The following is a 22,967-nucleotide window of genomic DNA, read 5'->3' on the forward strand; positions in this document are numbered from 1 at the left end:
TTAGGACAACAGGAGCGAAAGATGAAAGCGCCGCGCGTAACCCTTGACCAGTGGCGAACCCTGCAAGCAGTGGTCGATCACGGCGGGTTTGCCCAGGCCGCCGAGGCACTGCATCGCTCGCAGTCCTCGGTCAGCTACACCGTGGCCCGCATGCAGGAACAACTGGGCGTGCCACTGCTGCGCATCGACGGCCGCAAGGCGGTGCTTACCGACGCCGGCAACGTGCTACTGCGCCGCTCGCGCCATCTGGTGAAGCAGGCCAGCCAGCTCGAGGACCTCGCCCACCACATGGAACAAGGCTGGGAAGCCGAGGTACGCCTGGTGGTCGATGCCGCCTACCCCAGCGCCCGCCTGGTACGTGCCCTGGCCGCGTTCATGCCGCAAAGCCGTGGCTGCCGGGTGCGCCTGCGGGAAGAAGTGCTGTCTGGCGTGGAAGAGGTCATGCATGAAGGCATCGCCGACCTGGCCATCAGCAGCTACAGCATCGGTGGCTACCTGGGCGCCGAACTGAGTGCAGTGGAGTTCGTCGCCGTCGCCCACCCTGAGCACAGCCTGCACCGCCTGGGCCGAGAACTCACCTTCCAGGACCTGGAGAGCCAGTTGCAGGTGGTGATCCGCGACTCCGGCCGCGCGCAGCCACGCGACGTCGGCTGGCTGGGTGCCGAGCAGCGCTGGACCGTCGGCAGCCTGGGCACCGCCGCCACCTTCGTCAGCAGCGGCCTGGGCTTTGCCTGGCTGCCCCGGCACATGATCGAGCGTGAGCTGCGCGAAGGCGTGCTCAAGCCATTGCCACTGGACCAGGGTGGCAGCCGCCACCCACTGTTCTACCTTTATTCGAGCAAAGAGAAGACCCTGGGCCCGGCCACGCAGATTCTCATCGACCTGCTGCGCAACTTCGACACCGCGCCATTGGACGTGCCCTTCGCAGCCCCCCCACAAGCTTGAGAGGACCGCGCCCATGGCCTATTTCGAACACGAAGGATGCGCACTGCATTACGAGGAATATGGCCAGGGCGAACCACTGGTACTGCTGCACGGCCTGGGCTCCAGCTGCCAGGACTGGGAGCTTCAGGTGCCGGCGCTCAGCCGCCACTACCGGGTGATCCTCATGGACATTCGCGGCCACGGCCGTTCCGACAAGCCCCGCGATGGCTACCAGATCGCCACCTTCAGTGCCGACCTGCTCGCCCTGCTCGAACACCTGCACACAGGCCCCGTGCACTTCGTCGGCCTGTCCATGGGCGGCATGGTCGGCTTCCAGTTTGCCGTCGATCACCCGCAATGGCTGCGCAGCCTGTGCATTGTCAACAGCGCCCCCGAGGTCAAGCGCCGAACCCGCAGTGACTGGATATGGTGGCTAAAGCGTTGGGGCCTGGCGCGGCTGCTCAGTGTTGAAACCGTCGGCAAGGGCCTGGCTGAACGCCTGTTCCCCAAACCTCATCAAGCCGAACTGCGACAGAAGATGGCCCAACGCTGGGCGCGTAACGACAAGCGCGCCTACCTCAAGAGCTTCGACGCCATCGTCGACTGGGGCGTGCAGGAACGCATCGGGCAGGTCCACTGTCCTACCCTGATCATTGCCGCCGACCACGATTACACCCCGATACAACTGAAAGAACGCTACGTCGCGCTGATGCCCAACGCCAGGCTGGTCGTCGTCGACGATTCCCGGCACGCTACGCCCCTCGATCAACCCGAGGTCTTCAACCAGACCCTGCTGCAGTTCCTCGCAGCCGCTTCCACCTCTCAAGGATCTTTGAGCCCATGCTGAAAAAACTCCTGCTCACCGCCTGCTCGGTCGCCTTCGCCACCAGCGTCATGGCCTCCGACAAGACCCCGCACGTTCTGCTGGACACCAGCTTCGGCCAGGTCGAAATCGAGCTGAACGCCGAGAAGGCGCCGGTCAGTACCAAGAATTTCCTGCAGTACGTTGACAGCGGCTTCTACAACAACACCATTTTCCACCGTGTAATCCCGGGTTTCATGGTCCAGGGCGGTGGTTTCACTGACCAGATGGTGCAAAAAAACACCAACGACCCAATCAAGAACGAAGCCAGCAACGGTCTGCTGAACACCCGCGGCACCCTGTCGATGGCGCGCACCTCGGACCCGAACTCGGCCACCAGCCAGTTCTTCATCAACGTGGCCGACAACGACTTCCTCAACCCCGGGCGTGACCGTGGCTATGCCGTGTTCGGCAAAGTGACCAAGGGCATGGAGGTGGTCGACCAGATCGTCAACTCGCCGACCACCATCAAGAAAGGCATGCGTGATGTACCGGCCGACCCGGTCTACATCAAGTCGGCCAAACGCATCGACTGACCGCAGGCTTCACAGGGACGTGAAACCGCCTGAGGGCAGGATGGAACAGGAGTGTCGTTACCCATGCTGTACCGCCGTTTCGAACAACTGATCGATATTTTCCGCGAAGCACCCAGTGAATCGCCGCCGACCACCGTGTGGCCGTTCTACCTGTATTACCTGCGCCAGGTATGGCCCAGTTTTCTTGCCCTGCTGGTGGTCGGCCTGTTCGCCTCGCTGATCGAGGTGGCCATGTTCAGCTACCTCAGCCGCATCATCGACCTGGCCCAGGGCACGCCCAATGCCAACTTCTTCAGTGAGCACCGTGGCGAGCTGATCTGGATGCTGGTGGTGATCCTGCTGCTGCGGCCGGTGTTCTTCGGCCTGCACGACCTGCTGGTGCACCAGACCATCAACCCCGGCATGACCAGCCTGATCCGCTGGCAAAACCACACCTACGTGCTCAAGCAGAGCCTGAACTTCTTCCAGAGCGACTTCGCCGGGCGCATCGCCCAGCGCATCATGCAGACCGGCAACTCGCTGCGCGACTCCGCCGTGCAAGCGGTGGACGCGCTGTGGCATGTACTGATCTACGCCATTACCTCGCTGGTGCTGTTCGCCGAGGCCGACTGGCGCCTGATGCTGCCGCTGCTGCTGTGGATCGTCGGCTACATCGCCGCGCTTTTCTACTTCGTGCCAAGGGTGAAGGAGCGTTCGGTGATCTCCTCCGACGCCCGTTCCAAGCTGATGGGGCGGATCGTCGATGGCTACACCAACATCGCCACCCTGAAGCTGTTCGCCCACACCGACTACGAACAGCAATACGCGCGCGAAGCGATCAGCGAACAGACCGAAAAAACCCAACTGGCGGCACGCGTGGTCACCAGCATGGACGTCGTCATCACCAGCCTCAACGGCCTACTGGTGGTCACCACCACGGGCCTTGCGCTGTGGCTGTGGAGCCAGTCGCTGATTACCGTCGGCGCCATTGCCCTGGCCACCGGCCTGGTGATCCGCATCGTCAACATGTCGGGCTGGATCATGTGGGTGGTGAACGGCATCTTCGAGAACATCGGTATGGTCCAGGACGGCCTGCAGACCATTGCCCAGCCGGTCACTGTCACCGACCAGCCCAATGCGCCAGCGCTGAAGGTGAGCCGTGGCGCGGTGCGGTTCGATGACGTGGACTTTCACTATGGCAAGGCTGCCAACGTGATCGAAGGGCTCGACCTGAACATCCGCCCGGGCGAAAAAATCGGTTTGATCGGCCCGTCCGGCGCGGGCAAGTCGACCCTGGTCAACCTGCTGCTGCGCCTGTACGACGTGCAGGGCGGGCGTATCCTTATCGATGGCCAGGACATTGCCGAGGTGAGCCAGGCCAGCCTGCGCGCACAAATCGGCATGATCACCCAGGACACTTCGCTGCTGCACCGCTCGATCCGCGACAACCTGCTGTATGGCCGCCCTGGCGCCAGCGAGGCGGAGTTGCTCGACGCCGTGCGCCGCGCACGCGCCGACGAGTTTATCCCGCAGCTGTCGGACGCCCAAGGGCGCACAGGCTTCGATGCCCATGTGGGTGAGCGCGGGGTGAAGCTGTCGGGTGGCCAGCGCCAGCGCATCGCCATTGCCCGGGTACTGCTGAAGAATGCACCGATCCTGATCATGGACGAAGCCACTTCGGCGCTGGACTCGGAGGTGGAAGCAGCCATTCAAGAAAGCCTGGAAACGCTGATGCAGGGCAAGACGGTGATCGCCATTGCCCACCGGCTATCGACCATCGCGCGGATGGACCGGCTGGTGGTGCTGGACAAGGGGCGGATTGTCGAGAGTGGCAGCCACAGTGAGCTGCTGGAACAGCAGGGGTTGTATGCCCGGTTGTGGCATCACCAGACCGGGGGGTTTGTCGGGGTTGATTGATCCTAGCTGCAGCGCGATCCCTGTAGGAGCGGCCTTGTGTCGCGAAAGGGCCGCAAAGCGGCCCCAGCAATTATTGCTGCGAAGCTGAAAACCAAGGGCTGCTGCGCAGCCCTTTCGCGACACAAGGCCGCTCCTACAGGGATCGCGTTGCAGCTAGGAACACATCAATCGCGCCGATAAGGCAACATCCCCCTCGCCTCCTCGGCATACCCCCTCACCCCTTCCCGCTCCTGCACCAGAAAATCCTCCACCGCCCGCCGCAACCCGGGGTGCAGCAGGTAATGCCACGACCGCGTCAACACCGGCTCGAACCCGCGTATCAGCTTGTGCTCCCCCTGCGCCCCGGCATCGAAACGCTGGTAGCCCTCGGCAATGGCAAAGTCCATGCCCTGATAGAAACACGTTTCGAAATGCAGCCGGTCGAATTCATCCAGGCAGCCCCAGTAACGGCCAAACAGGCTGTCGCCGCCCACCAGGCTCAGCGCCATCGCCACATCGCGCCCACCCTGACGCGCCATCACCACCCGCACAGCCTCGGGCATGCGCTCGGCCAGCAGGCTGAAGAACTCGCGTGTCAGATAAGGTGCCCGGCGTCGTACGGCATAGGTGTTGGCGTAACAAAGGAAGACGAAATCCCACTGGGCTTCCTCCAGTTCATCGCCTCGGTACCACCGAAAATCAATGCCCTGCCCCGCCACCTGCTCACGCTCTTTGCGCATCTGCTTGCGCTTGCGCGAACTCAGGCTGTCGAGAAAGTCCTGGAAATCTCGGTACCCCCGATTTTGCCAATGGAACTGGCAACCCAAGCGCTCCATCCAGCCCGGCTGGGCTGCCAGTTGCTGGTCCAGCGCCGAGTCGGTGAAATTGATGTGCGCTCCGGATAGCCCACCCTTGGCCAAGTACTCAGGCAGGGCCTGCAACATCATCAAACCGTCAGCCGGATCGGCCGCAAAAAGGCGTGGGCCGCTCACAGGGCTGAACGGCACGGCCCCCAACAGCTTGGGATAGTAGGCAATGCCGGCCCGCTCACAGGCATCGGCCCAGCCATGGTCGAATACATACTCGCCATAGGAGTGCCACTTGCGGTACGCCGGCATCAGCGCCCGCACCTGCCCCTCACGCTCCAGGACCAGGTGCTCGGCAGCCCAGCCAGTGTTTCGCTGGACGCTGCCACTGTCTTCCATTGCACTGAGAAAGGCATGGCGCAGGAACGGCTGACCTGCTGGCACCAGGGCATCCCAGGTGGCCGCCGGAAGATCACGCAAATTGGCAAGGCTGTACAGGCTGGTCACGGTTTCGGCTCGCTGTGTGAAGGCCTTCAGTATCCCCAAGGAAGGCCCGGCACTCAAATGACGAACGCCGGGCTGATCCTTTTATTCTCAATTACTTAACCGCAGTGCCACTAATCAGACATTAATCTGTCATTGGCCCCCGCAATACTTGCGCCTGTTTTCCGGAACCTCAGAACCTGTCTAGTCAGGCCCTTTCCGAAGACATGCCAACGCAGGGGCAGGCGCTTGAGCCTCCCCCATTTTTTTCAGTAGGGAGAACCTTATGCGTCTTGTTTCTACACTTACCGGAGTGAGCCTCACCGGCATGATGCTGGCTCTGAGCGCCCCGGCCAGTGCTGCTGTCGACGCCAAGCTGCTCGAAATGCTCCGCGCCAACGGCTCGATCAACCAGGCGCAGTACAACGAACTGCAGGGCGACCTGGCAAAAGAAACCAAGGAAAGGGCCGACCAGAAAGCTCAGTCTGAACGGATGAGCAACTTCGAACAGAAAGTGGCATGGGCCGCCAAGACCCAGATCAAGGGTGATGTGCGCCTGCGTTACGAAGACGTCAACGTCGACAACCCGATCTCCCGCAGCGGCAACCAGGACCGTGAGCGCGTACGTGCCCGTGTCGGCTTCTACAGCGAGATCAACCCGCAGGTTGACGCTGGCGTGCGTGTGGCCACCGGCAGCAGCGCCGATGCCCGTTCGACCAACCAGAGCCTGGACAACTACTTCGAGAAGAAATCGCTGTGGGTCGACCTGGCCTACCTCGACTGGCACCCGACTGCCGTACCTAACCTGCACCTGATTGGCGGCAAGATGATGCAGCCATGGGTGAGCATGGGCGACATCATCTGGGACAGCGACATCAACCCGGAAGGCGTGGCAGCTACCTACAAGACCAACCTCGGCCCGGCCGAAGTGTTCGGCAGCATCGGCCACTACAACCTGAAGGACAACGTCGACGGCGACGGCGTGCAGTTCAAGCACGACGCGCAGCTGTATGCGGCCCAGCTGGGTACCAAGTTCAACGCGGCTGACACCGTCAAGGTTACCGTTGGCGGCAGCGTATACGGCTACGACAACGACAAGGCCTCGGCTGCCCTGCGCTCGCTGGGCAACACCACCGACGAGTTCAACCTGGTTGAAGGGTTCGGTCAGGTCGATTTCACCGGTTTCGCCATTCCACTGTCGGCTTACGGCCAGTTCGTCAAGAACACCGAAAGCACCGATGGCAAGGACAAGGCCTGGCTGGCTGGCTTGAAGAGCAAGATCGGCGCCTGGAGCCTGGACTACAACTACCGCGACGTTCAGCGTAACGGTGTAGTGAGCCTGTTCACCGACTCCGACTTCGGTAACGGCTTTACCGGTTCCCGTGGCCACAAGTTCAAGGTGGGTTACGAAATCGACAAGAACTTCGCCCTGGGCGCGGCCTACATGATGGCCAAGACCGACTACTCCAACCTGCCGAACAGCGATGCTGATGTAGACACGCTGCAGGTGGACCTGGAAGCCAAGTTCTAAGCGACACCCTCTTCTGCTTCACCTGAAGCGGGAAATGCCGACCCCATCCGGCGTTTCCCGCTTTTTTTGCCTTTTAGATTGCAGGGGGCTGCTTTGCAGCCCATCGCGACACAAGGCCGCTCCTACAGGGGAATGCGTCCTTTGCCGGTACGCGATCTCCTGTAGGAGCGGCCTTGTGTCGCGATGGGCCGCAAAGCGGCCCCTGCAATCTCGGATCAGACCAGGCAATCAGCGCTTGCGCAGAATCACGCTACCAATCGAATACCCCGCACCAAACGAGCTCAACACCCCCAGCGATCCCTTGCCCAAGTCATCCTGGTACAGGTGGAAGGCAATCACCGACCCCGCCGAACTGGTGTTGGCGTAACGGTCCAGAATCACCGGCGCATCTTCCTCGGCCACTTCACGCCCCAGCAGTTTCTTGACGATCAAATGGTTCATGCTGAGGTTGGCCTGGTGTAGCCAGAAGCGCTTCACATCGCTCGGTTGCAGACCGTTTTCCTGCAGGTGCTCGCCGATCAGCTCTGCCACCTTCGGGCATACCTCGCGGAACACCTTGCGGCCTTCCTGGATGAACAATTTGTCTGCCGCACCCTCGCCCTCTTCCGCCGCGCGGTTGAGGAAGCCGAAGTTGTTGCGGATGTTGTTGGAGAACTCGGTCCACAGCTTGGTGCTGACGATGTCGAACTGGTGCTCCGAGGTAGCCTTGTCGGCACGCTCGAGCAACACCGCAGTGGCGGCATCACCGAAAATGAAGTGGCTGTCGCGGTCACGGAAGTTCAGGTGCCCGGTGCACACCTCGGGGTTGACCATCAGCACCGCGCGCGCCTGGCCCAGGGCCACGCTGTTGGCAGCGGTCTGGATGCCGAAGGTGGCCGACGAGCAGGCCACGTTCATGTCGAAGGCAAAGCCCTGGATGCCCAACGCCTGTTGCACTTCGATGGCGATGGCCGGGTACGGGCGCTGCAGGTTGGAGCAGGCGACGATCACGCCATCGACATCGGCAGCTGTGCGGCCGGCGCGCTCCAGGGCCTGGCGGGCAGCGGCCACGGCCATTTCGCAGAGCACCGAGGGTTCGTCATTGGAACGCTCTGGCAGGCGTGGCTTCATGCGCTGCGGGTCGAGGATACCGTCCTTGTCCATCACGAAGCGGCTCTTGATGCCCGAGGCCTTTTCGATAAAGGCCGCATCGGACAGCGGCGCTGCTTCAACCTCACCGCGCTCGATGGCAGCGGCGTTGTCCTGGTTGAACTGCTGCGACCAGGCGTTGAAGGAAGCCACCAGTTCTTCGTTGGAAATGCTCTGGGCCGGGGTGTACAGGCCGGTGCCGCTGATCACGACGTTATGCACGGTCGTTCCTCTGGTCAAAGGCCATCGCCACAGGGCGCTGGCTGGGAATATGACAATTTAGTGGCACTTTAGTACCAATTCAGGGGCGGACGTGACCCCTGTGGGAGCGGGCTCGCCCGCGAAGGGCCGCAACGCGGCCCCAAACTCCCTGAAGTTTGCCACAAATCGGGCAGGTTAGCCTTCCACCTGGCTCCACTGTTTGCTCAATCTTTTGTCGGAAATCGGTACCTTGGTCCCCAGCTGCTGGGCAAACAGCGACACCCGGTATTCCTCCAGCCACCAGCGGTACAACGTCAGTTGCTCATCGCGCTTGCCTTCCTGGGCATGCTTGTCGGCACGGGCCTTGTACTGTGCCCACAAATTGGCCAGTTCACCGCTCCATACCCGGTCCTTCTGCACCTGCGAACCCAGCTTCTCCAGGCGCAATTCCACCGCCTTGAGGTAACGCGGCAGCTCCTTGAACCAAACCCCGGGCGTTTCACGCACAAAGCCCGGGTACACGAGGTTGCCCAGCTGTTGCTTGATGTCGTTCAGCGCCACCGCCTGGCTCAGGTCGATCTTGCCCTTGAAGCGCTTCTGCAGCCCATGCCACAGCTTCAGCACCTCCAGCGTCAGGCGCGCCAGCCGCTCGGCATGTTCGGCCCAGCTGCCGCGCTTGCGCTCAGCCAGCCCGGCCAAGGCCGCACCATCACGCGGCAACGGCTGTTCGCCTTCAAGGATGCAGCTGTCCAGGCTGGCCAGCAGGATGTCCTCGACCAGTGCCTCGACCCGGCCCATTTCACGGTACAGCAGGCCAAGCTCGGTCAGGCCCGGCAGCTTGCCGCGCAGGTACTTGGCCGGCTCGGCCAGTTGCTGCAACAACAGGCGCTGCAGGGCGCGGCGGTGCTGGAACTCGGCTTCGGCCTGGGTCGAGAAGCGCCCTTCGCGCACGCTACCGCCCTCTTCCACCAACGCCGGGTACACGGTCATCGACAGGCCGGCAATCTTCTGTTGGGCGGTCTGCTTCACTTCGCTGAAGGCCTTGGCCTGCACCGGTTGCTCGCTCTTTTCAGTGCGCGGCACCGCCAGGGCAGCCTGGCTGGCGGCAGCAAAGCGCGCGGTCAGCTCGGCCAGGTCGCGGCCTTCGCCAAGGAACTTGCCCTGGCCGTCGACCACTTCGATGTTCATGCGCAGGTGGCCTTCGACCAGCTGGACCGACTCGTCCCAGGCTTCGTCGGACACCCGCGCACCGGTCATGCGCAGCAGCTCCTGGCCCAAGGCCTGCGGCAGTGCGCCCTGACCGAAGGTCATACGCGCCAGCGAAGCCTTGACGAAGTCCGGCACCGGCACGAAGTTCTTGCGCAGGGCCTTGGGCAGGTTGCGTATCAGCGCCACGCACTTGGCCTCCAACAAGCCTGGCACCAGCCATTCCAGGCGCTCGCCGGGCAGGCTTGGCAGCAACGGTGCCGGCACCCGCACGGTCACGCCGTCACGCGGGTGGCCGGGTTCGAAGTGGTAGCTCAGCGGCAGGCGCAGCTCGCCCACCTGCAGGCTGTCGGGGTACTGCGCGGCAGTGACTTCGCTCGCCTCGCGGGCCAGCACGTCTTCCTCACGCATGATCAGCAGGTTGGCATCCTTCTGGCTGCCCATGCGGTACCAGCTGTCGAAGGTCGCGGTCTGGTGGATCTCCGCCGGCAGGCGCGCTTCGTAGAAGGCATACAGCGTTTCTTCGTCAGCCAGGATGTCGCGCCGGCGGGCCTTGGCCTCCAGCTCGTCGAGTTCTTCGAGCAGGCGTTTGTTGGCCGCCAGGCACTTGGCCCGCGACTGTATTTCGCCACCCACCAGGCCCTCGCGGATGAACAGCTCGCGTGAGGTGACCGGGTCAATGGGGCCGAAGTGCACCGGGCGGCGGCCGACCAGAATCAGGCCATACAGGGTGATCTGCTCATAGGCCACCACCTGCCCGCGCTTCTTCTCCCAGTGCGGTTCGAAGTGGTTTTTCTTGACCAGGTGGCCGGCCAGCGGTTCGATCCAGTCCGGCTCGATCTTGGCGACCATGCGCGCATACAGCTTGGTGGTCTCGACCAGCTCGGCGGCCATGACCCACTGCGGCCGCTTGCGCCCCAGGCCCGAAGACGGGTGTACCCAGAAGCGTCGTTGACGCGCCCCCTGGTAGTCGCCCTCTTCGGTCTTCTGGCCGATCTGGCTGAGCAGGCCGCTGAGGATGGCCTTGTGCATCTTCTGGTAGTCGGACGGTTCCTTGTTCACCGTCAACTGCAGGTCACGGCAGATCAGCGCCAACTGGCGGTGGGCATCGCGCCACTCACGCAGGCGCAAGTAGTTCAGGAAATTCTTGCGGCACCAGTTGCGCAGCGGGTTGACCGTCAGCGCCTGGCGTTGCTCTTCAAAACCCCGCCACAGGTTGACCAGCGCGGCGAAGTCGGAGTCCACGTCTTTCCATTGCGCATGGGCCTGATCAGCCGCCTGCTGACGCTCTGGCGGGCGCTCGCGTGGGTCCTGCACCGACAGTGCGCTGGTAACGATCAGCACTTCCTGCAGGCTGCCCAGTCGGGCGCCTTCGAGCAGCATGCGGCCCAGCCGTGGGTCGATGGGCAGGCGGGCCAGTTGGCGGCCAATCGGCGTCAACTGGTTTTCGCGGTTGACCGCCGACAGTTCCTGCAGCAGGTTGAAGCCATCGCTGATGGCCTTGCCATCCGGCGGCTCGATGAACGGGAACGCATCGATCGCGCCCAGGCGCAGGTGCAACATCTGCAGGATCACCGCCGCCAGGTTGGTGCGCAGAATCTCCGGGTCGGTAAACGCCGGCCGGCTGTTGAAGTCCTCCTCGCTGTACAGACGTACGCAAATGCCCGGCTCGACCCGGCCGCAACGGCCTTTACGCTGGTTGGCGCTGGCCTGGGACACAGCTTCGATGGGCAGGCGCTGCACTTTGGCGCGGTAGCTGTAGCGGCTGATGCGTGCGGTGCCGGTGTCGATCACGTAGCGGATGCCCGGCACGGTCAGCGAGGTTTCGGCCACGTTGGTGGCCAGCACCACGCGGCGCCCGGTGTGCGGCTGGAAGATGCGCTGTTGCTCGGCCGGCGACAGGCGTGCATACAGCGGCAAAATCTCGGTGTGGCGCAACTGCGCCTTGCGCAGGATTTCAGCGGCATCGCGGATTTCCCGCTCGCCGGGCAGGAAGATCAGCACATCGCCCGGGCCTTTGCCTTCACTGCGTTCGTGGTGCGCCAGCTCGTCCAGGGTGGCGAGGATGGCCTGGTCGACGGTGAGGTCGTCCTCGATCTGGTTGCCTTCTTCATCCTGCTCGCTGGTGAGCGGGCGGTACCAGGTTTCCACCGGGAAAGTGCGCCCGGACACCTCGATGATCGGCGCGCCATCGAAGTGTTTGGAAAAGCGTTCCAGGTCGATGGTGGCCGACGTGATGATCAGTTTCAGGTCTGGCCGGCGATGCAGCAGTGTCTTCAGGTAGCCAAGCAGGAAGTCGATGTTCAGGCTACGTTCGTGGGCTTCGTCGACGATGATCGTGTCGTAGCGCTCAAGAAAGCGGTCGTGCTGGGTTTCGGCCAGCAGGATGCCGTCGGTCATCAGTTTGACCAGGGTATTGGCATCGCTCTGGTCTTCGAAACGTACCTGGTAGCCGACCAGCCCGCCCAGCGGCGTGCCCAGTTCTTCGGCAACCCGCGCCGCCACGCTGCGCGCGGCGATCCGGCGTGGCTGGGTGTGGGCGATCAGGCCATGGCTGCCGCGGCCCAGTTCCAGGCAAATCTTCGGCAGCTGGGTGGTCTTGCCCGAACCGGTTTCGCCGGCGATCACCAGCACCTGGTTTTCGGCCAGGGCCTTCTTGATTTCATCACGCTTGGCGGCGATCGGCAGGTTGTCGTCGTAGCGCACGGTCGGCACGCTCTGCTGACGTGCAGTGACCTGGGCGCAGGAGGCCTGGACCTTTTCCACCCACTGCGAAAGCTTCGCCTCGTCGGGGCGCTTGCGCAGTTCGTGCAGTTGCCGGCGCAGACGATGGCGGTCGGCAATCATGGCGTGGTCGAGGTTTTGCAGCAGTTTGTCGATGGCGTGGTCAGTCATGGGGCTTTTTAGTGATGCAGGTGGCCCTGCTTTTTCATGATCGGCATTCGGAAAGTTGGGCGATTGTCGCAGATTTGGGCCTACTTTGCTGTCCAGGCTGGCACGGCCCCTGTAGGAGCGGCCTTGTGTCGCGATGGGCTGCGGCAGCAGCCCCGGCAATTTGTGCTTGGGCGGAAATCCTGGGGCTGCGGCGCAGCCCATCGCGACACAAGGCCGCTCCTACAGGGATGGCACAACGGCTTAAAGTTTAGCAAGGGCATATGTAAAGGTTGCCATTCACTGCTTTAATCAACCTTACGCCGCATGTGAGTATCAAAAGCATGACTCCCGCCCAGCCCATCGCCCCACCGTCTTCCCGCCCTTCGCTACCGAAGGCCCGGAGCCGTGCCGGGGAAAATCCGCTGGTGCACATCATCCTCGCCTTCTGGGCACTGTGGCACTGCCGCCACGCACGCCCACCAGACACTTCGCTCACGCCTTTGTGACCAAACCCGGCCATCGCCTGGCCGTTTGACTCAACTGGACCGCGCGTTTTGCGCGAATGTCCTGTGCGCTTGTGAGCGAATTCATCATGCACTTTGCACCTGTAGAGCAGGCTACCCGTTTCCTGGCCGACAACCCCGATATCGAGTTGTTCGAGCTGTTCATCCTCGACGCCAACGGCGTACCGCGCGGCAAGCTGCTGCACCGTGATGAACTGCTGGCCGTGTACCAGACCGGCCGGCCGCTGCCCAGCACCATCCTTGGCCTGACCCTGAACGGTGACGACGTGGAAAATTCGGGCCTGGTGTGGGACGTGGGCGACATCGACTGCCGCGCCTACCCACTCGAAGGCAGCCTGGTGCGCCTGCCCTGGCGCCGGGTGCCGACCGCCGCCGTGCAGGTCAGCATGCACCCTACCGAGGGCCTGCCAGCCAGCATCGCCGACCCGCGCCATGTGCTGCTGCGCACCATCGACGCCCTGAAAGCCGACGGCTACCACCCCGTAATGGCCTGTGAGCTGGAGTTCTACCTGCTCGACCAGCAACGCGATGCCCTGGGCCGCCCGCAACCGGCGCTGGACAACGATGGTGGCCGCCCACGTACCACCCAGGTTTATGGCCTGCGCGAGCTGGAACAGATCGAACCCTTCCTCGCCGACCTGTACGCCGCCTGCAAGGCGCAGGGCATCCCGGCGCGCACTGCGATTTCGGAGTACGCCCCGGGCCAGGTGGAAATCACCCTCGAACACGGCGATGCCCTGCAGGCAATGGACCAGGCCGTGCGCTACAAGCGCCTGGTCAAGGGCGTGGCCCATGCCCACGGCATGCAGGCCTGCTTCATGGCCAAGCCGTTTGCCAACCTGGCCGGCACCGGCATGCACATGCACCTGAGCCTGGCCGACAGCGCGGGCAACAACCTGTTCGCCAGCGAAGACAAGGCCGGCACCCCGCTGCTGCGCCAGGCCGTGGCGGGCATGCTGCGCCACCTGCGCGACTCGCTGCTGCTGTTTTGCCCCAATGCCAACTCGTTCCGCCGCTTCCAGGCCAACAGCTATGCGCCGCTGGCCCCGACCTGGGGCGTGGACAACCGCACCGTGAGCCTGCGCGTGCCCGGCGGCCCGGCCAACAGCCGACATGTAGAGCACCGCATTTGCGGCGCCGACGCCAACCCTTACCTGGCTGCCGCAGCGATCCTCGCCGCCAGCCATCGCGGCATCCGCGAACAGCTGGACCCAGGCGCACCAGTGGAAGGCAACGGCTATGCCCAGGCCACCGAGCACCTGCCCACCGACTGGCTGACTGCCCTCGATGCCCTGCAGCATTCCCATTGGGCTCGCGAAGCCTTGGGCGACGACTTCCTTGGCGTGTACCTGAAGGTAAAGCGTGCCGAGTACCGCCAGTTCATGGCCGAAGTCAGCGAGCAGGACTGGCGCTGGTACCTGCACCAGGCCTGAGCCCCTACCTAACAAGGAACACCCATGAACGCAGCATTGAACAAAGGCCCGGCGCAGCGTGCGCCGTCCTATTACACCGCCTCCCTCAACGACCACACCGAGTACCCGCAGCTCAAGGGCACGGTGCAGGTGGATGTGGCCATCATCGGCGGCGGCTTTACCGGCGTGGCCACGGCGGTGGAGCTGGCCGAGCGTGGCCTGAAAGTGGCCATCGTCGAAACCAACCGCATCGGCTGGGGCGCCAGCGGGCGCAATGGCGGCCAGGTCACCGGCAGCCTGTCGGGTGATGAGGCCATGCGCTCGCAGATGCGCAACCACCTGGGTGCCGAAGTCGACGACTTCATCTGGCACCTGCGCTGGCGCGGTCACCAGGTGATCGAGCAGCGCGTGGCGCGCTATGGCATCGACTGCGACCTCAAGCGCGGCCACCTGCATGCGGCAATGAAACCTTCGCACATGGACGAACTGCGCGCCTTCGAGGCCGAGGCCCGCCGCCGTGGCATGGGCGAGCAGGTGCAATTGCTGGACCGTGCGGCAGTGGCCGAGCACCTGCAAAGCCCGCTGTACCTGGGCGCACTGAAAAACCTGCGCAACCTGCACCTGCACCCGCTCAACCTGTGCCTGGGTGAAGCCCGTGCGGCCCACAGCCTGGGTGCACTGATCTTCGAGAACTCCGAAGTGCTGGACATCGTCCACGGCCCGCGCCCGGCAGTGGTCACTGCCCATGGCCGGGTCGAAGCGCGCCAGGTAATGCTGGCCGGCGATGTGTATCACACGCTGGAAAAGCGCCAGCTCAAGGGCAAGATCTTCCCGGCCATGGGCGGCATCGTCACCACCGCGCCGCTGGGTGAGCTGGCCGAGCAGATCAACCCGCAGGACCTGGCGGTGTACGACTGCCGCTTCGTGCTCGACTACTACCGCCTGACCGCCGACAAGCGCCTGCTGTTTGGTGGCGGCGCCAATTACTCGGGCAAGGACTCACGCGACATCGAAGGCGAACTGCGCCCGTGCATCGAACGCACCTTCCCGGCGCTCAAGGGCGTGCCGATCGAGTTCCAGTGGAGCTGTGCCATGGGCATCGTGGTCAACCGCATTCCGCAGTTGGGCAAGCTGTCGGACAACGTGTGGTATTGCCAGGGTTACTCGGGGCATGGCATTGCCACCAGCCACATCATGGGCGAGATCATGGCCGAGGCATTGACCGGGACGCTGGAGAAGTTCGACACCTTCGCGCAATGCAAGCATGTGCGGGTGCCGATGGGAGACTTGCTGGGGAACCCGCTGCTGGCGGCGGGGATGTGGTACTACCAGATGCTGGAAAAACTGCGCTGACTTCACCGGCCTCTTCGCGGGTAAACCCGCGAAGAGGCCGGTGAAGTCAGTATAGATTCAGAAGATCAGGCGATCTTTTTCAGGCCCTGCTTCTTCAACTCTTCATCACGCAGTTCGCGGCGCAGGATCTTGCCCACGTTGGTGGTCGGCAACGAATCACGGAATTCGATCTGGCGCGGTACCTTGTAGCCGGTAACGTTGGCACGCATGTGCTCCATCACCTGCTCCTTGGTCAGGGTCATGCCCGGCTTGACCACGATGAACACCTTGATCACCTCACCCGACTTCTCGTCCGGCACACCAATGGCCGCACACTGCAACACACCCGGCAACGCCGCCAGCACATCTTCCAGCTCGTTGGGGTACACGTTGAAGCCCGAGACCAGGATCATGTCCTTCTTGCGGTCGACGATGCGCATGTAGCCGTCCGCCTGGATCAGGGCGATGTCACCGGTCTTCAGCCAGCCTTCGCTGTCCAGGATTTCGGCGGTGGCGTCTTCGCGCTGCCAGTAGCCCTTCATCACCTGCGGACCCTTGACGCACAACTCGCCCACTTCGCCCAACGGCAGCTCGTTGCCGGCGTCGTCGATGATCTTGCACAGGGTCGAAGGCACCGGAATACCGATGGTGCCCACCTGGTTGGCCTCTGCCGGGTTCACTGCCGCCACCGGGCTGGTTTCGGTCATGCCGTAACCTTCGCAGATGGCGCAGCCGGTAACGGCCTTCCAGCGTTCGGCCACGCTCAGTTGCAAGGCCATGCCGCCCGACAGGGTGATTTTCAGCGCCGAAAAGTCCAGGGCGCGGAACGCCTCGTTGTTGCACAGGGCAACGAACAAGGTGTTGAGGCCGACAAAGCCGCTGAACTTCCACTTGCCCAGTTCCTTGACCATGGCCGGCAGGTCACGCGGGTTGCTGATCAGCACGTTGTGGTTGCCGATCAACATCATCGCCATGCAATGGAAGGTAAAGGCGTAGATGTGGTACAGCGGCAGCGGGGTGATGAGAATTTCGCAACCTTCGTGCAGGTTCGAGCCCATCAGTGCCCGGCACTGCAGCATGTTGGCCACCAGGTTGCGGTGGGTCAGCATCGCGCCCTTCGCCACGCCCGTGGTACCGCCGGTGTACTGCAGCACCGCCACTTCGTTGGCCTGCGGGTTGGCCTCGGTTACCGGCTGGCCCTTGCCCAATGCCAACGCGTCGTTGAAGCGTATGGCACGCGGCAGGTTGTAGGCCGGTACCATCTTCTTCACGTACTTGATCACGCTGTTGATCAGCAGGCGCTTGAGCGGCGGCAGCAGGTCGGCCACTTCGGTGACGATAACGTGCTTGACCTGGGTCTTGGGCACCACCTTTTCAGCCAGGTGGGCCATGTTGGCCAGACACACCAGGGCCTTGGCGCCGGAGTCGTTGAACTGGTGTTCCATCTCCCGCACGGTGTACAGCGGGTTGGTGTTGACCACGATCAGCCCGGCACGCATGGCACCGAATACCGCGACCGGGTATTGCAGGACATTGGGCAGTTGCACGGCAATGCGGTCACCCGGCTTGAGGTCGGTGTGCTGCTGCAGCCAGGCCGCAAACGCCCCCGACAGCGCATACAACTCGCCATAAGTGATAGTCTTGCCCAGGTTGCTAAAGGCCGGTTTGTCGGCAAAGCGTTGGCAGGATTGCTTGAGTACTGCCTGGATATTGGGGAATTCGTCAGGATTGATTTCCGCCGTAATCCCGGCTGGGTACTTATCCTTCCAAAAATGTTCGATCATGGAAGCCCACTCCTTCAGCAACAGCGAAGTTCGATTGGCGCGTCGATGCGCTTATTATTGATATGAGACGGCGGTTCGTTGCAAACCGGATCATCTGAAAGCGGGCCGAGAGTAACAGCTTTGCCTGGGGTCGCCTAGAGGCCAAAACAGGCCTTGCAGTCACAAAAATGACTCAATGAACAATACAAGTCATTTTTAGAGTATTTAACTTAAAGCGACAAGCTTTAAGCTTCAAGCGGCAAGATAGAGCGTGCCCAAGGCTCTGGCTTGCAGCTTGCAGCTTGCAGCTTGCAGCTTGCAGCTTGCAGCTTGTAGCTTGTAGCTTGCAGCTAATTCAAGCTATGTCGCGCAGCTCCCGCCGCAAGATCTTGCCCACCGGCGTCATCGGCAACGACTCGCGCAGCACAATGTGCTTGGGCACCTTGTAGCCGGTAAAGTTGGCCTTGCAGTAGGCCTTGAGCTCATCCACGCTCAGCCCCTCCTCACGCGGCACCACGAACAGCTTCACCGCCTCGCCGGAACGCTCGTCCGGCACACCGATGGCTGCGCAATTGGCGACCTTGGGGTGGCCCATCACCACATCCTCGATCTCGTTGGGGTAAACGTTGAAGCCCGAGACGATGATCATGTCCTTCTTGCGGTCGACGATGCGGGTGAAACCGTCCGGGTCGATCACCGCAATATCGCCGGTCTTGAACCAGCCGTCCGCATCCAGGGCCTGGGCCGTCGCCTCGGGCTGCTGCCAGTAACCCTTCATCACCTGCGGGCCCTTGATGCACAACTCGCCCCGCTCGCCCAGCGGCATCTCGTTGCCGTCATCGTCGATCACCTTGAACGCGGTACCCGCCACCGGGATGCCCACCGTACCCAGTCGGGCAAGCTTGCCATAGGGGTTGGTGCTGGCCACCGGCGAGGTTTCGGTCAGGCCGTAGCCCTCGACGATGCGACACCCCGTAAGCGCTTCCCAGCGTTCGGCGGTGGCCTTGACCAGCGCAGTGCCGCCAGAGTTGGTGACCTTCAACGCCGAGAAGTCCAGCTGACGGAAGCCCGGGTGATCCATCAGCGCAACGAACAGGGTATTCAGCCCCAGCAGTGCGGAGAAACGCCACTTGCCCAGCTCCTTGATGAAGCCCGGGATATCCCGTGGGTTGGTGATCAGCACGTTGTGGTTACCGGTGACCATCATGCACATGCAGTTCGCGGTAAAGGCATAGATGTGGTACAGCGGCAGCGGTGCGATCATCACCTCCTGCCCGTCCTTGAGCAGCTTCTGCCCGTCGGGGCCATGCTGCGAGAAGCAGGCCAGCACCTGCAGCATGTTGGCCACCAGGTTGCCGTGGGTGAGCATCGCGCCTTTGGCAAGGCCCGTGGTACCACCGGTGTATTGCAGTACGGCGATGTCGTCCAGGCTCAGCGGCACCGGTTTGTGCGACAGCTCGCGCCCTTGGCGCAGCACCTGTTTGAACGATACCGCCTGGGGCAAGTGATAGGCCGGCACCATCTTCTTCACTTTGTCGACCACGGTGTTGATCAGCCAGCCTTTGGCGGTGGGCAGCAGGTCGCCCATCTTCGCCTCGATCAGGTATTCGATGCCGGTATCGGGCAACACCTCCTGCACACGCTTGCCGAACATGTTCAGGTACACCAGTGCGCGGGCGCCGCTGTCCTTGAACTGGTGGCGCATTTCGCGCTCGGTGTACAGCGGGTTGGTGTTGACCACGATCAGGCCGGCGCGCATGGCACCGAAGACGGCGATGGGGTATTGCAGCACGTTGGGCATCTGCACCGCGATGCGGTCACCCGGTTTGAGGTCGGTGTGCTGCTGCAACCAGCCGGCGAAGGCGGCTGAATGGCGCTCCAGCTCGGCGTAGGTGAGGGTCACGCCCAGGTTGCTGAACGCCGGGCGGTCGGCAAAGCGCTTGCAGGAGCGCTCGAACACCTCGACGACCGAGGTGTAGGCATTGATGTCGATGGTGGAAGGCACGCCCGCCGGGCGCTTGTCATTCCAGAAGTCGGCTTGCATTTATTATTGTTCCTCTGCCTGGACCTGCACTGCGTCCTTTAGTCCATTACCTGATCGCGATCGGGCGAAAAGGCGTTGATCCGACGTTAGCAGGTAAGTCCAAGGTGGCATATACGCCAAGTGCCGCCATTAACATTGTGAATCTTATTTGTGCCCTTCCTGCAATCCGGCCGGTTGTGCATACACTGTTCGGGTACCTGTGCGCACAAGGACCCGCCATGCCTCACGACGCCTTCTGGCTACCCGCCAGCGAGCACTGCAGCCTGTACGTGCACCAATGGCTGCCGGCCAAACCGGTGAAAGCCGTGGTGCTGCTGGCCCATGGCATGGCCGAGCATGCCGGGCGCTACCAGCGCCTGGGGCAGGCCTTGAGCGAGGCGGGCTTTGCCCTGTTCGCGGCCGACCAGCGCGGTCACGGACGCACTGCCGAACAGGGCAGCCTCGGCCTGTTCGCCCGCCATCATGGCTGGAATGCCGTGGTCAACGACCTCGGCCGGGTGGCCCAGCACATCGGTCAGCAATACCCATGCACGCCGCTGTTCCTGTTCGGCCACAGCATGGGCAGCTACATTGCCCAGGCCTACCTGCTGCACCACAGTGCCAGCCTGCACGGGGCCATCCTGAGTGGCTCCAACTACCAGCCGGCGACGCTTTACCGCGTGGCCCGGCAGATTGCCCGGCTGGAGGCCTGGCGTCAGGGGCCGTTGGGCAAAAGTGCACTGATCGAGTGGTTGTCGTTCGGCTCGTTCAACACGGCTTTCAAGCCCAACCGCACGGCGTTCGACTGGCTTAGCCGCGACCCGGCCGAAGTCGACCTGTACGTCAACGACCCGCTGTGCGGCTTTCGTTGCAGCAACCAGCTGTGGCTCGACCTGTTACAAGGCTTGGCGCAGATCAGCCAGCCGAGTAACCTCGCGCAGATCGATCCGAACCTGCCGATGCTGGTGATCGGTGGTGAATGTGATCCGGTCAGTGCCGGCAAACGTCTCACCCATCTGGCCGACGCCCTGCGCGCGACCGGCAATCGACATGTACAGCTGCGCGTCTATCCTGAGGCGCGGCACGAAGTGCTCAACGAAACCAACCGTGACGAGGTCACCGCCGATATTCTCGGCTGGCTTGAACAGGCGCTGGCCCTTGGCCGCCCTGTGCGCAGTGAATGATAGCCGCCCTCGCCCACCGCTTAAGGAAGCCCCGATGTCCCAGGTCACCAACACGCCTTACGAAGCCCTCGAAGTCGGCCAAAAGGCCGAATACAAGAAGTCTGTTGAAGAGCGCGACATCCAGCTGTTCGCCGCCATGTCCGGCGACCACAACCCGGTGCACCTGGACGCCGAGTTCGCCGCCAAGAGCATGTTCCGCGAGCGCATTGCCCATGGCATGTTCAGCGGCGCATTGATCAGTGCTGCAGTGGCCTGCACCCTGCCCGGCCCTGGCACCATCTACCTGGGCCAGAAAATGAGCTTCCAGAAGCCGGTGAAAATTGGCGACACCCTGACCGTGCGCCTGGAAATTCTTGAGAAACTGCCGAAGTTCAAGGTGCGTATCGCCACCAATGTTTACAACCAGAACGATGAGCTGGTGGTCGAGGGTGAGGCCGAGATTCTGGCACCGCGCAAGCAGCAGACTGTCGAGCTGGTGTCGCCGCCGAACTTTGTGGCTAGCTGAAGATTGATGTAGCCAGTACCGGCCTCTTCGCGGGCGTGCCCGCGAAGAGGCCGGCAATGCCAACATCACTCAATGGATTGCAATCGCTGCTCGATATGCCTCCGCTCCGGCGCCTGTCGGGTCAAGGCCAGCGCCTGCCGCCACGCCGCTCGCGCCGCCTCCACCTGCCCTAACTGGTAGTGCAACTCCGCCCGTGCCACATGCGCCAGGTGATAGTCCAGCAACTCCCCCCGCGCCAAAATCCCCTCGACCGCCCGCAAGCCAACCTCCGGCCCATCCCTCTTGGCCACTGCCACCGCCCGGTTCAGTTCCACCACGGCTGACGGCCAATGCCGCTGCAACACGTCATACAGCCCGACAATCTCCGCCCAGTCAGTGTCCTGCGCCGTTGCCGCCTCAGCATGCACCGCAGCAATCGCCGCCTGCACGGTATAAGCACCAAACGCGCGACTTTGCAGAGCCTGGCGTACCAGCTCACAGCCCTCGCCAATGCGTTGCCGGTCCCACAAACGGCGGTCCTGCTGCTCCAGCACCACGAGGTTGCCCTGGGCATCGACGCGTGCACGTTGCCGGGAAGCCTGCAGCAACATCAAGGCCAACAGGCCGACCGCCTCCGGGTCGGGCAGTAACTGCACCAATAACCGCGCCAGGCGAATGGCTTCATCGCTCAGGTCCTGCTGCAGCAGCGCCTCGCCCGATGACGCCGAATAGCCTTCGTTGAACACCAGATAGATAACCCGCAAAACGCTCTCCAGGCGCTCGGGCAGTTCGTTCAGCTCCGGCACTTGGTACGGAATGCCCGCATCACGGATCTTGGCTTTGGCGCGGACAATGCGCTGGGCAATCGTGGCCGGGCTTTGCAGGAAGGCGCGGGCAATCTGTTCAGTGGTCAGGTCGCAGACTTCGCGTAGGGTCAGCGGTACCTGGGCATCGGCGGACAGTGCCGGGTGGCAGCAGGTGAAGATCAGCCGCAAGCGGTCATCGGCCAGCAACTCTTCTTCGCTGGGGTCCTGTGCCTGCCCGTCGAGCAGCATGCTCAGGTCTGCCTGGGAGCGGTCGAAACGGGCGCGCCGGCGCAGCGCATCGATGGCCTTGAAGCGCCCGGTGGAAACCAGCCACGCCCTTGGGTTTTCGGGGATGCCGTCGCGCTGCCAACGCTCGACGGCGATGAAGAAGGCATCATGCATGGCCTCCTCGGCCAGGTCGAAATCACCCAGCAAGCGGATCAACGTTGCCAATATGCGCCGCGACTCCCGCCGGTACACCGCCTCGACTTCGGTGCGCACTTGCGCCAGTGCCGCCATCAGTCGGGCATCCGCTGGGTCACCACCTCCACCAGGCGGTCCAGGCTTTCTCCCCAGCCCTGGTGAAAGCCCATCTCCTCATGGGCCCGGCAGTCGGCGGCATTCCAGTGCCAGGCGCGGGCGGTGTAGCGGGTTTTGCCTTGCTCCTCGTCAAAGCTGATCACGGCAGTCATGAAGGCCTTGTTCGAGGGTACCCAGCCGGGGCCGAAGGCATCGGTGAACACCAGCCGCCGTGGTGCGGCAATTTCCAGAAACACACCCTGGTTCGGGTACTCGCTGCCATCCGGCGCGCGCATCAGAGTGCGGAACAGGCCGCCGGCCCACAACTGCATCTCGCACTCCGGGGTGGTCATGCCGTGCGGCCCCCACCACTGCATCAGCCACTGGGGCTCGGTCCAGGCGCGGAACACCTTGGCCGGGGGCGCGTCGATCAAGCGGCTGATGGACAACTCGTGTTGGGCAGGTGCAGGTTGGGCAAGGCTCATTATTGTTGT

Annotated in this window: 16 protein-coding genes; 9 read left to right on the plus strand and 7 right to left on the minus strand. The window is 62.9% G+C overall.

What is annotated here, in order from left to right:
- Window positions 1-21 precede the first annotated feature (21 nt).
- From QQ992_RS20885 to QQ992_RS20900, 4 genes are all read left to right on the plus strand, one after another.
- Window positions 22-945: a LysR family transcriptional regulator gene (locus QQ992_RS20885; protein ID WP_016711896.1), complete on the plus strand. Its 924-nt coding sequence runs from the start codon at window positions 22-24 to the stop codon at window positions 943-945.
- A gap of 13 nt (window positions 946-958) precedes the next feature.
- Window positions 959-1,771 carry an alpha/beta fold hydrolase gene (locus QQ992_RS20890; protein ID WP_119369161.1) on the plus strand — a complete coding sequence of 271 codons (813 nt, stop codon included), beginning with the start codon at window positions 959-961 and terminating at the stop codon, window positions 1,769-1,771.
- A complete protein-coding gene (locus QQ992_RS20895; RefSeq protein ID WP_012273622.1) occupies window positions 1,765-2,322 on the plus strand; it encodes a peptidylprolyl isomerase A in 558 nt (185 codons plus the stop codon). Before QQ992_RS20890 ends, QQ992_RS20895 begins: the two co-directional genes overlap by 7 nt.
- A gap of 63 nt (window positions 2,323-2,385) precedes the next feature.
- Window positions 2,386-4,218, plus strand: coding sequence for an ABC transporter ATP-binding protein (locus QQ992_RS20900; protein WP_286110885.1), 1,833 nt, complete (start codon window positions 2,386-2,388; stop codon window positions 4,216-4,218).
- A 164-nt stretch (window positions 4,219-4,382) separates the two neighbouring features.
- On the opposite strand, the gene QQ992_RS20905 is transcribed toward QQ992_RS20900, so the two are convergent.
- Window positions 4,383-5,510, minus strand: coding sequence for a GNAT family N-acetyltransferase (locus tag QQ992_RS20905; protein WP_286110886.1), 1,128 nt, complete (start codon window positions 5,508-5,510; stop codon window positions 4,383-4,385).
- A gap of 262 nt (window positions 5,511-5,772) precedes the next feature.
- Between QQ992_RS20905 and QQ992_RS20910 the strand changes: the two genes are divergently transcribed.
- Window positions 5,773-7,017 carry a putative porin gene (locus QQ992_RS20910; protein WP_016711900.1) on the plus strand — a complete coding sequence of 415 codons (1,245 nt, stop codon included), beginning with the start codon at window positions 5,773-5,775 and terminating at the stop codon, window positions 7,015-7,017.
- Window positions 7,018-7,245: 228 nt separating this feature from the next.
- On the opposite strand, the gene QQ992_RS20915 is transcribed toward QQ992_RS20910, so the two are convergent.
- Window positions 7,246-8,367, minus strand: coding sequence for a beta-ketoacyl-ACP synthase III (locus tag QQ992_RS20915; protein WP_286110887.1), 1,122 nt, complete (start codon window positions 8,365-8,367; stop codon window positions 7,246-7,248).
- A gap of 174 nt (window positions 8,368-8,541) precedes the next feature.
- Window positions 8,542-12,447: an ATP-dependent RNA helicase HrpA gene (gene hrpA / locus QQ992_RS20920; RefSeq protein WP_286110888.1), complete on the minus strand. Its 3,906-nt coding sequence runs from the start codon at window positions 12,445-12,447 to the stop codon at window positions 8,542-8,544.
- Between the two features lie 571 nt (window positions 12,448-13,018).
- Between hrpA and QQ992_RS20925 the strand changes: the two genes are divergently transcribed.
- Window positions 13,019-14,383, plus strand: coding sequence for a glutamine synthetase family protein (locus tag QQ992_RS20925; RefSeq protein WP_286110889.1), 1,365 nt, complete (start codon window positions 13,019-13,021; stop codon window positions 14,381-14,383).
- 24 nt (window positions 14,384-14,407) lie between these two features.
- On the plus strand, window positions 14,408-15,715 hold the full coding sequence (locus tag QQ992_RS20930) for an NAD(P)/FAD-dependent oxidoreductase (RefSeq protein WP_286110890.1): 1,308 nt from the start codon (window positions 14,408-14,410) through the stop codon (window positions 15,713-15,715).
- Window positions 15,716-15,780: 65 nt separating this feature from the next.
- Here QQ992_RS20930 and fadD1 read toward each other — a convergent pair whose 3' ends face one another.
- Both fadD1 and fadD2 read right to left on the minus strand, forming a co-directional pair.
- Window positions 15,781-17,478, minus strand: coding sequence for a long-chain-fatty-acid--CoA ligase FadD1 (gene fadD1, locus QQ992_RS20935; protein WP_286110891.1), 1,698 nt, complete (start codon window positions 17,476-17,478; stop codon window positions 15,781-15,783).
- 334 nt (window positions 17,479-17,812) lie between these two features.
- The gene (fadD2, locus tag QQ992_RS20940; protein ID WP_286110892.1) at window positions 17,813-19,501 is read right to left on the minus strand and encodes a long-chain-fatty-acid--CoA ligase FadD2; all 1,689 of its coding nucleotides are present in this window, start codon (window positions 19,499-19,501) and stop codon (window positions 17,813-17,815) included.
- 218 nt (window positions 19,502-19,719) lie between these two features.
- On the opposite strand from fadD2, the gene QQ992_RS20945 reads away from it, so the two are divergent.
- Together QQ992_RS20945 and QQ992_RS20950 are read left to right on the plus strand one after the other, a co-directional pair.
- On the plus strand, window positions 19,720-20,664 hold the full coding sequence (locus QQ992_RS20945; protein WP_286110893.1) for an alpha/beta hydrolase: 945 nt from the start codon (window positions 19,720-19,722) through the stop codon (window positions 20,662-20,664).
- Window positions 20,665-20,698: 34 nt separating this feature from the next.
- The gene (locus tag QQ992_RS20950) at window positions 20,699-21,169 is read left to right on the plus strand and encodes a MaoC family dehydratase (protein WP_051099445.1); all 471 of its coding nucleotides are present in this window, start codon (window positions 20,699-20,701) and stop codon (window positions 21,167-21,169) included.
- Between the two features lie 65 nt (window positions 21,170-21,234).
- Here QQ992_RS20950 and QQ992_RS20955 read toward each other — a convergent pair whose 3' ends face one another.
- Window positions 21,235-22,473 carry an RNA polymerase sigma factor gene (locus tag QQ992_RS20955; RefSeq protein ID WP_119369151.1) on the minus strand — a complete coding sequence of 413 codons (1,239 nt, stop codon included), beginning with the start codon at window positions 22,471-22,473 and terminating at the stop codon, window positions 21,235-21,237.
- The gene (locus tag QQ992_RS20960) at window positions 22,473-22,958 is read right to left on the minus strand and encodes an SRPBCC family protein (protein ID WP_016711911.1); all 486 of its coding nucleotides are present in this window, start codon (window positions 22,956-22,958) and stop codon (window positions 22,473-22,475) included. The genes QQ992_RS20955 and QQ992_RS20960 overlap by 1 nt, the downstream gene beginning before the upstream one ends.
- Window positions 22,959-22,967 lie beyond the last annotated feature (9 nt).

Origin of the sequence: Pseudomonas kurunegalensis, from assembly GCF_030291635.1 — a bacterium.
GTDB classification, from domain to species: Bacteria; Pseudomonadota; Gammaproteobacteria; order Pseudomonadales; family Pseudomonadaceae; genus Aquipseudomonas; species Aquipseudomonas monteilii.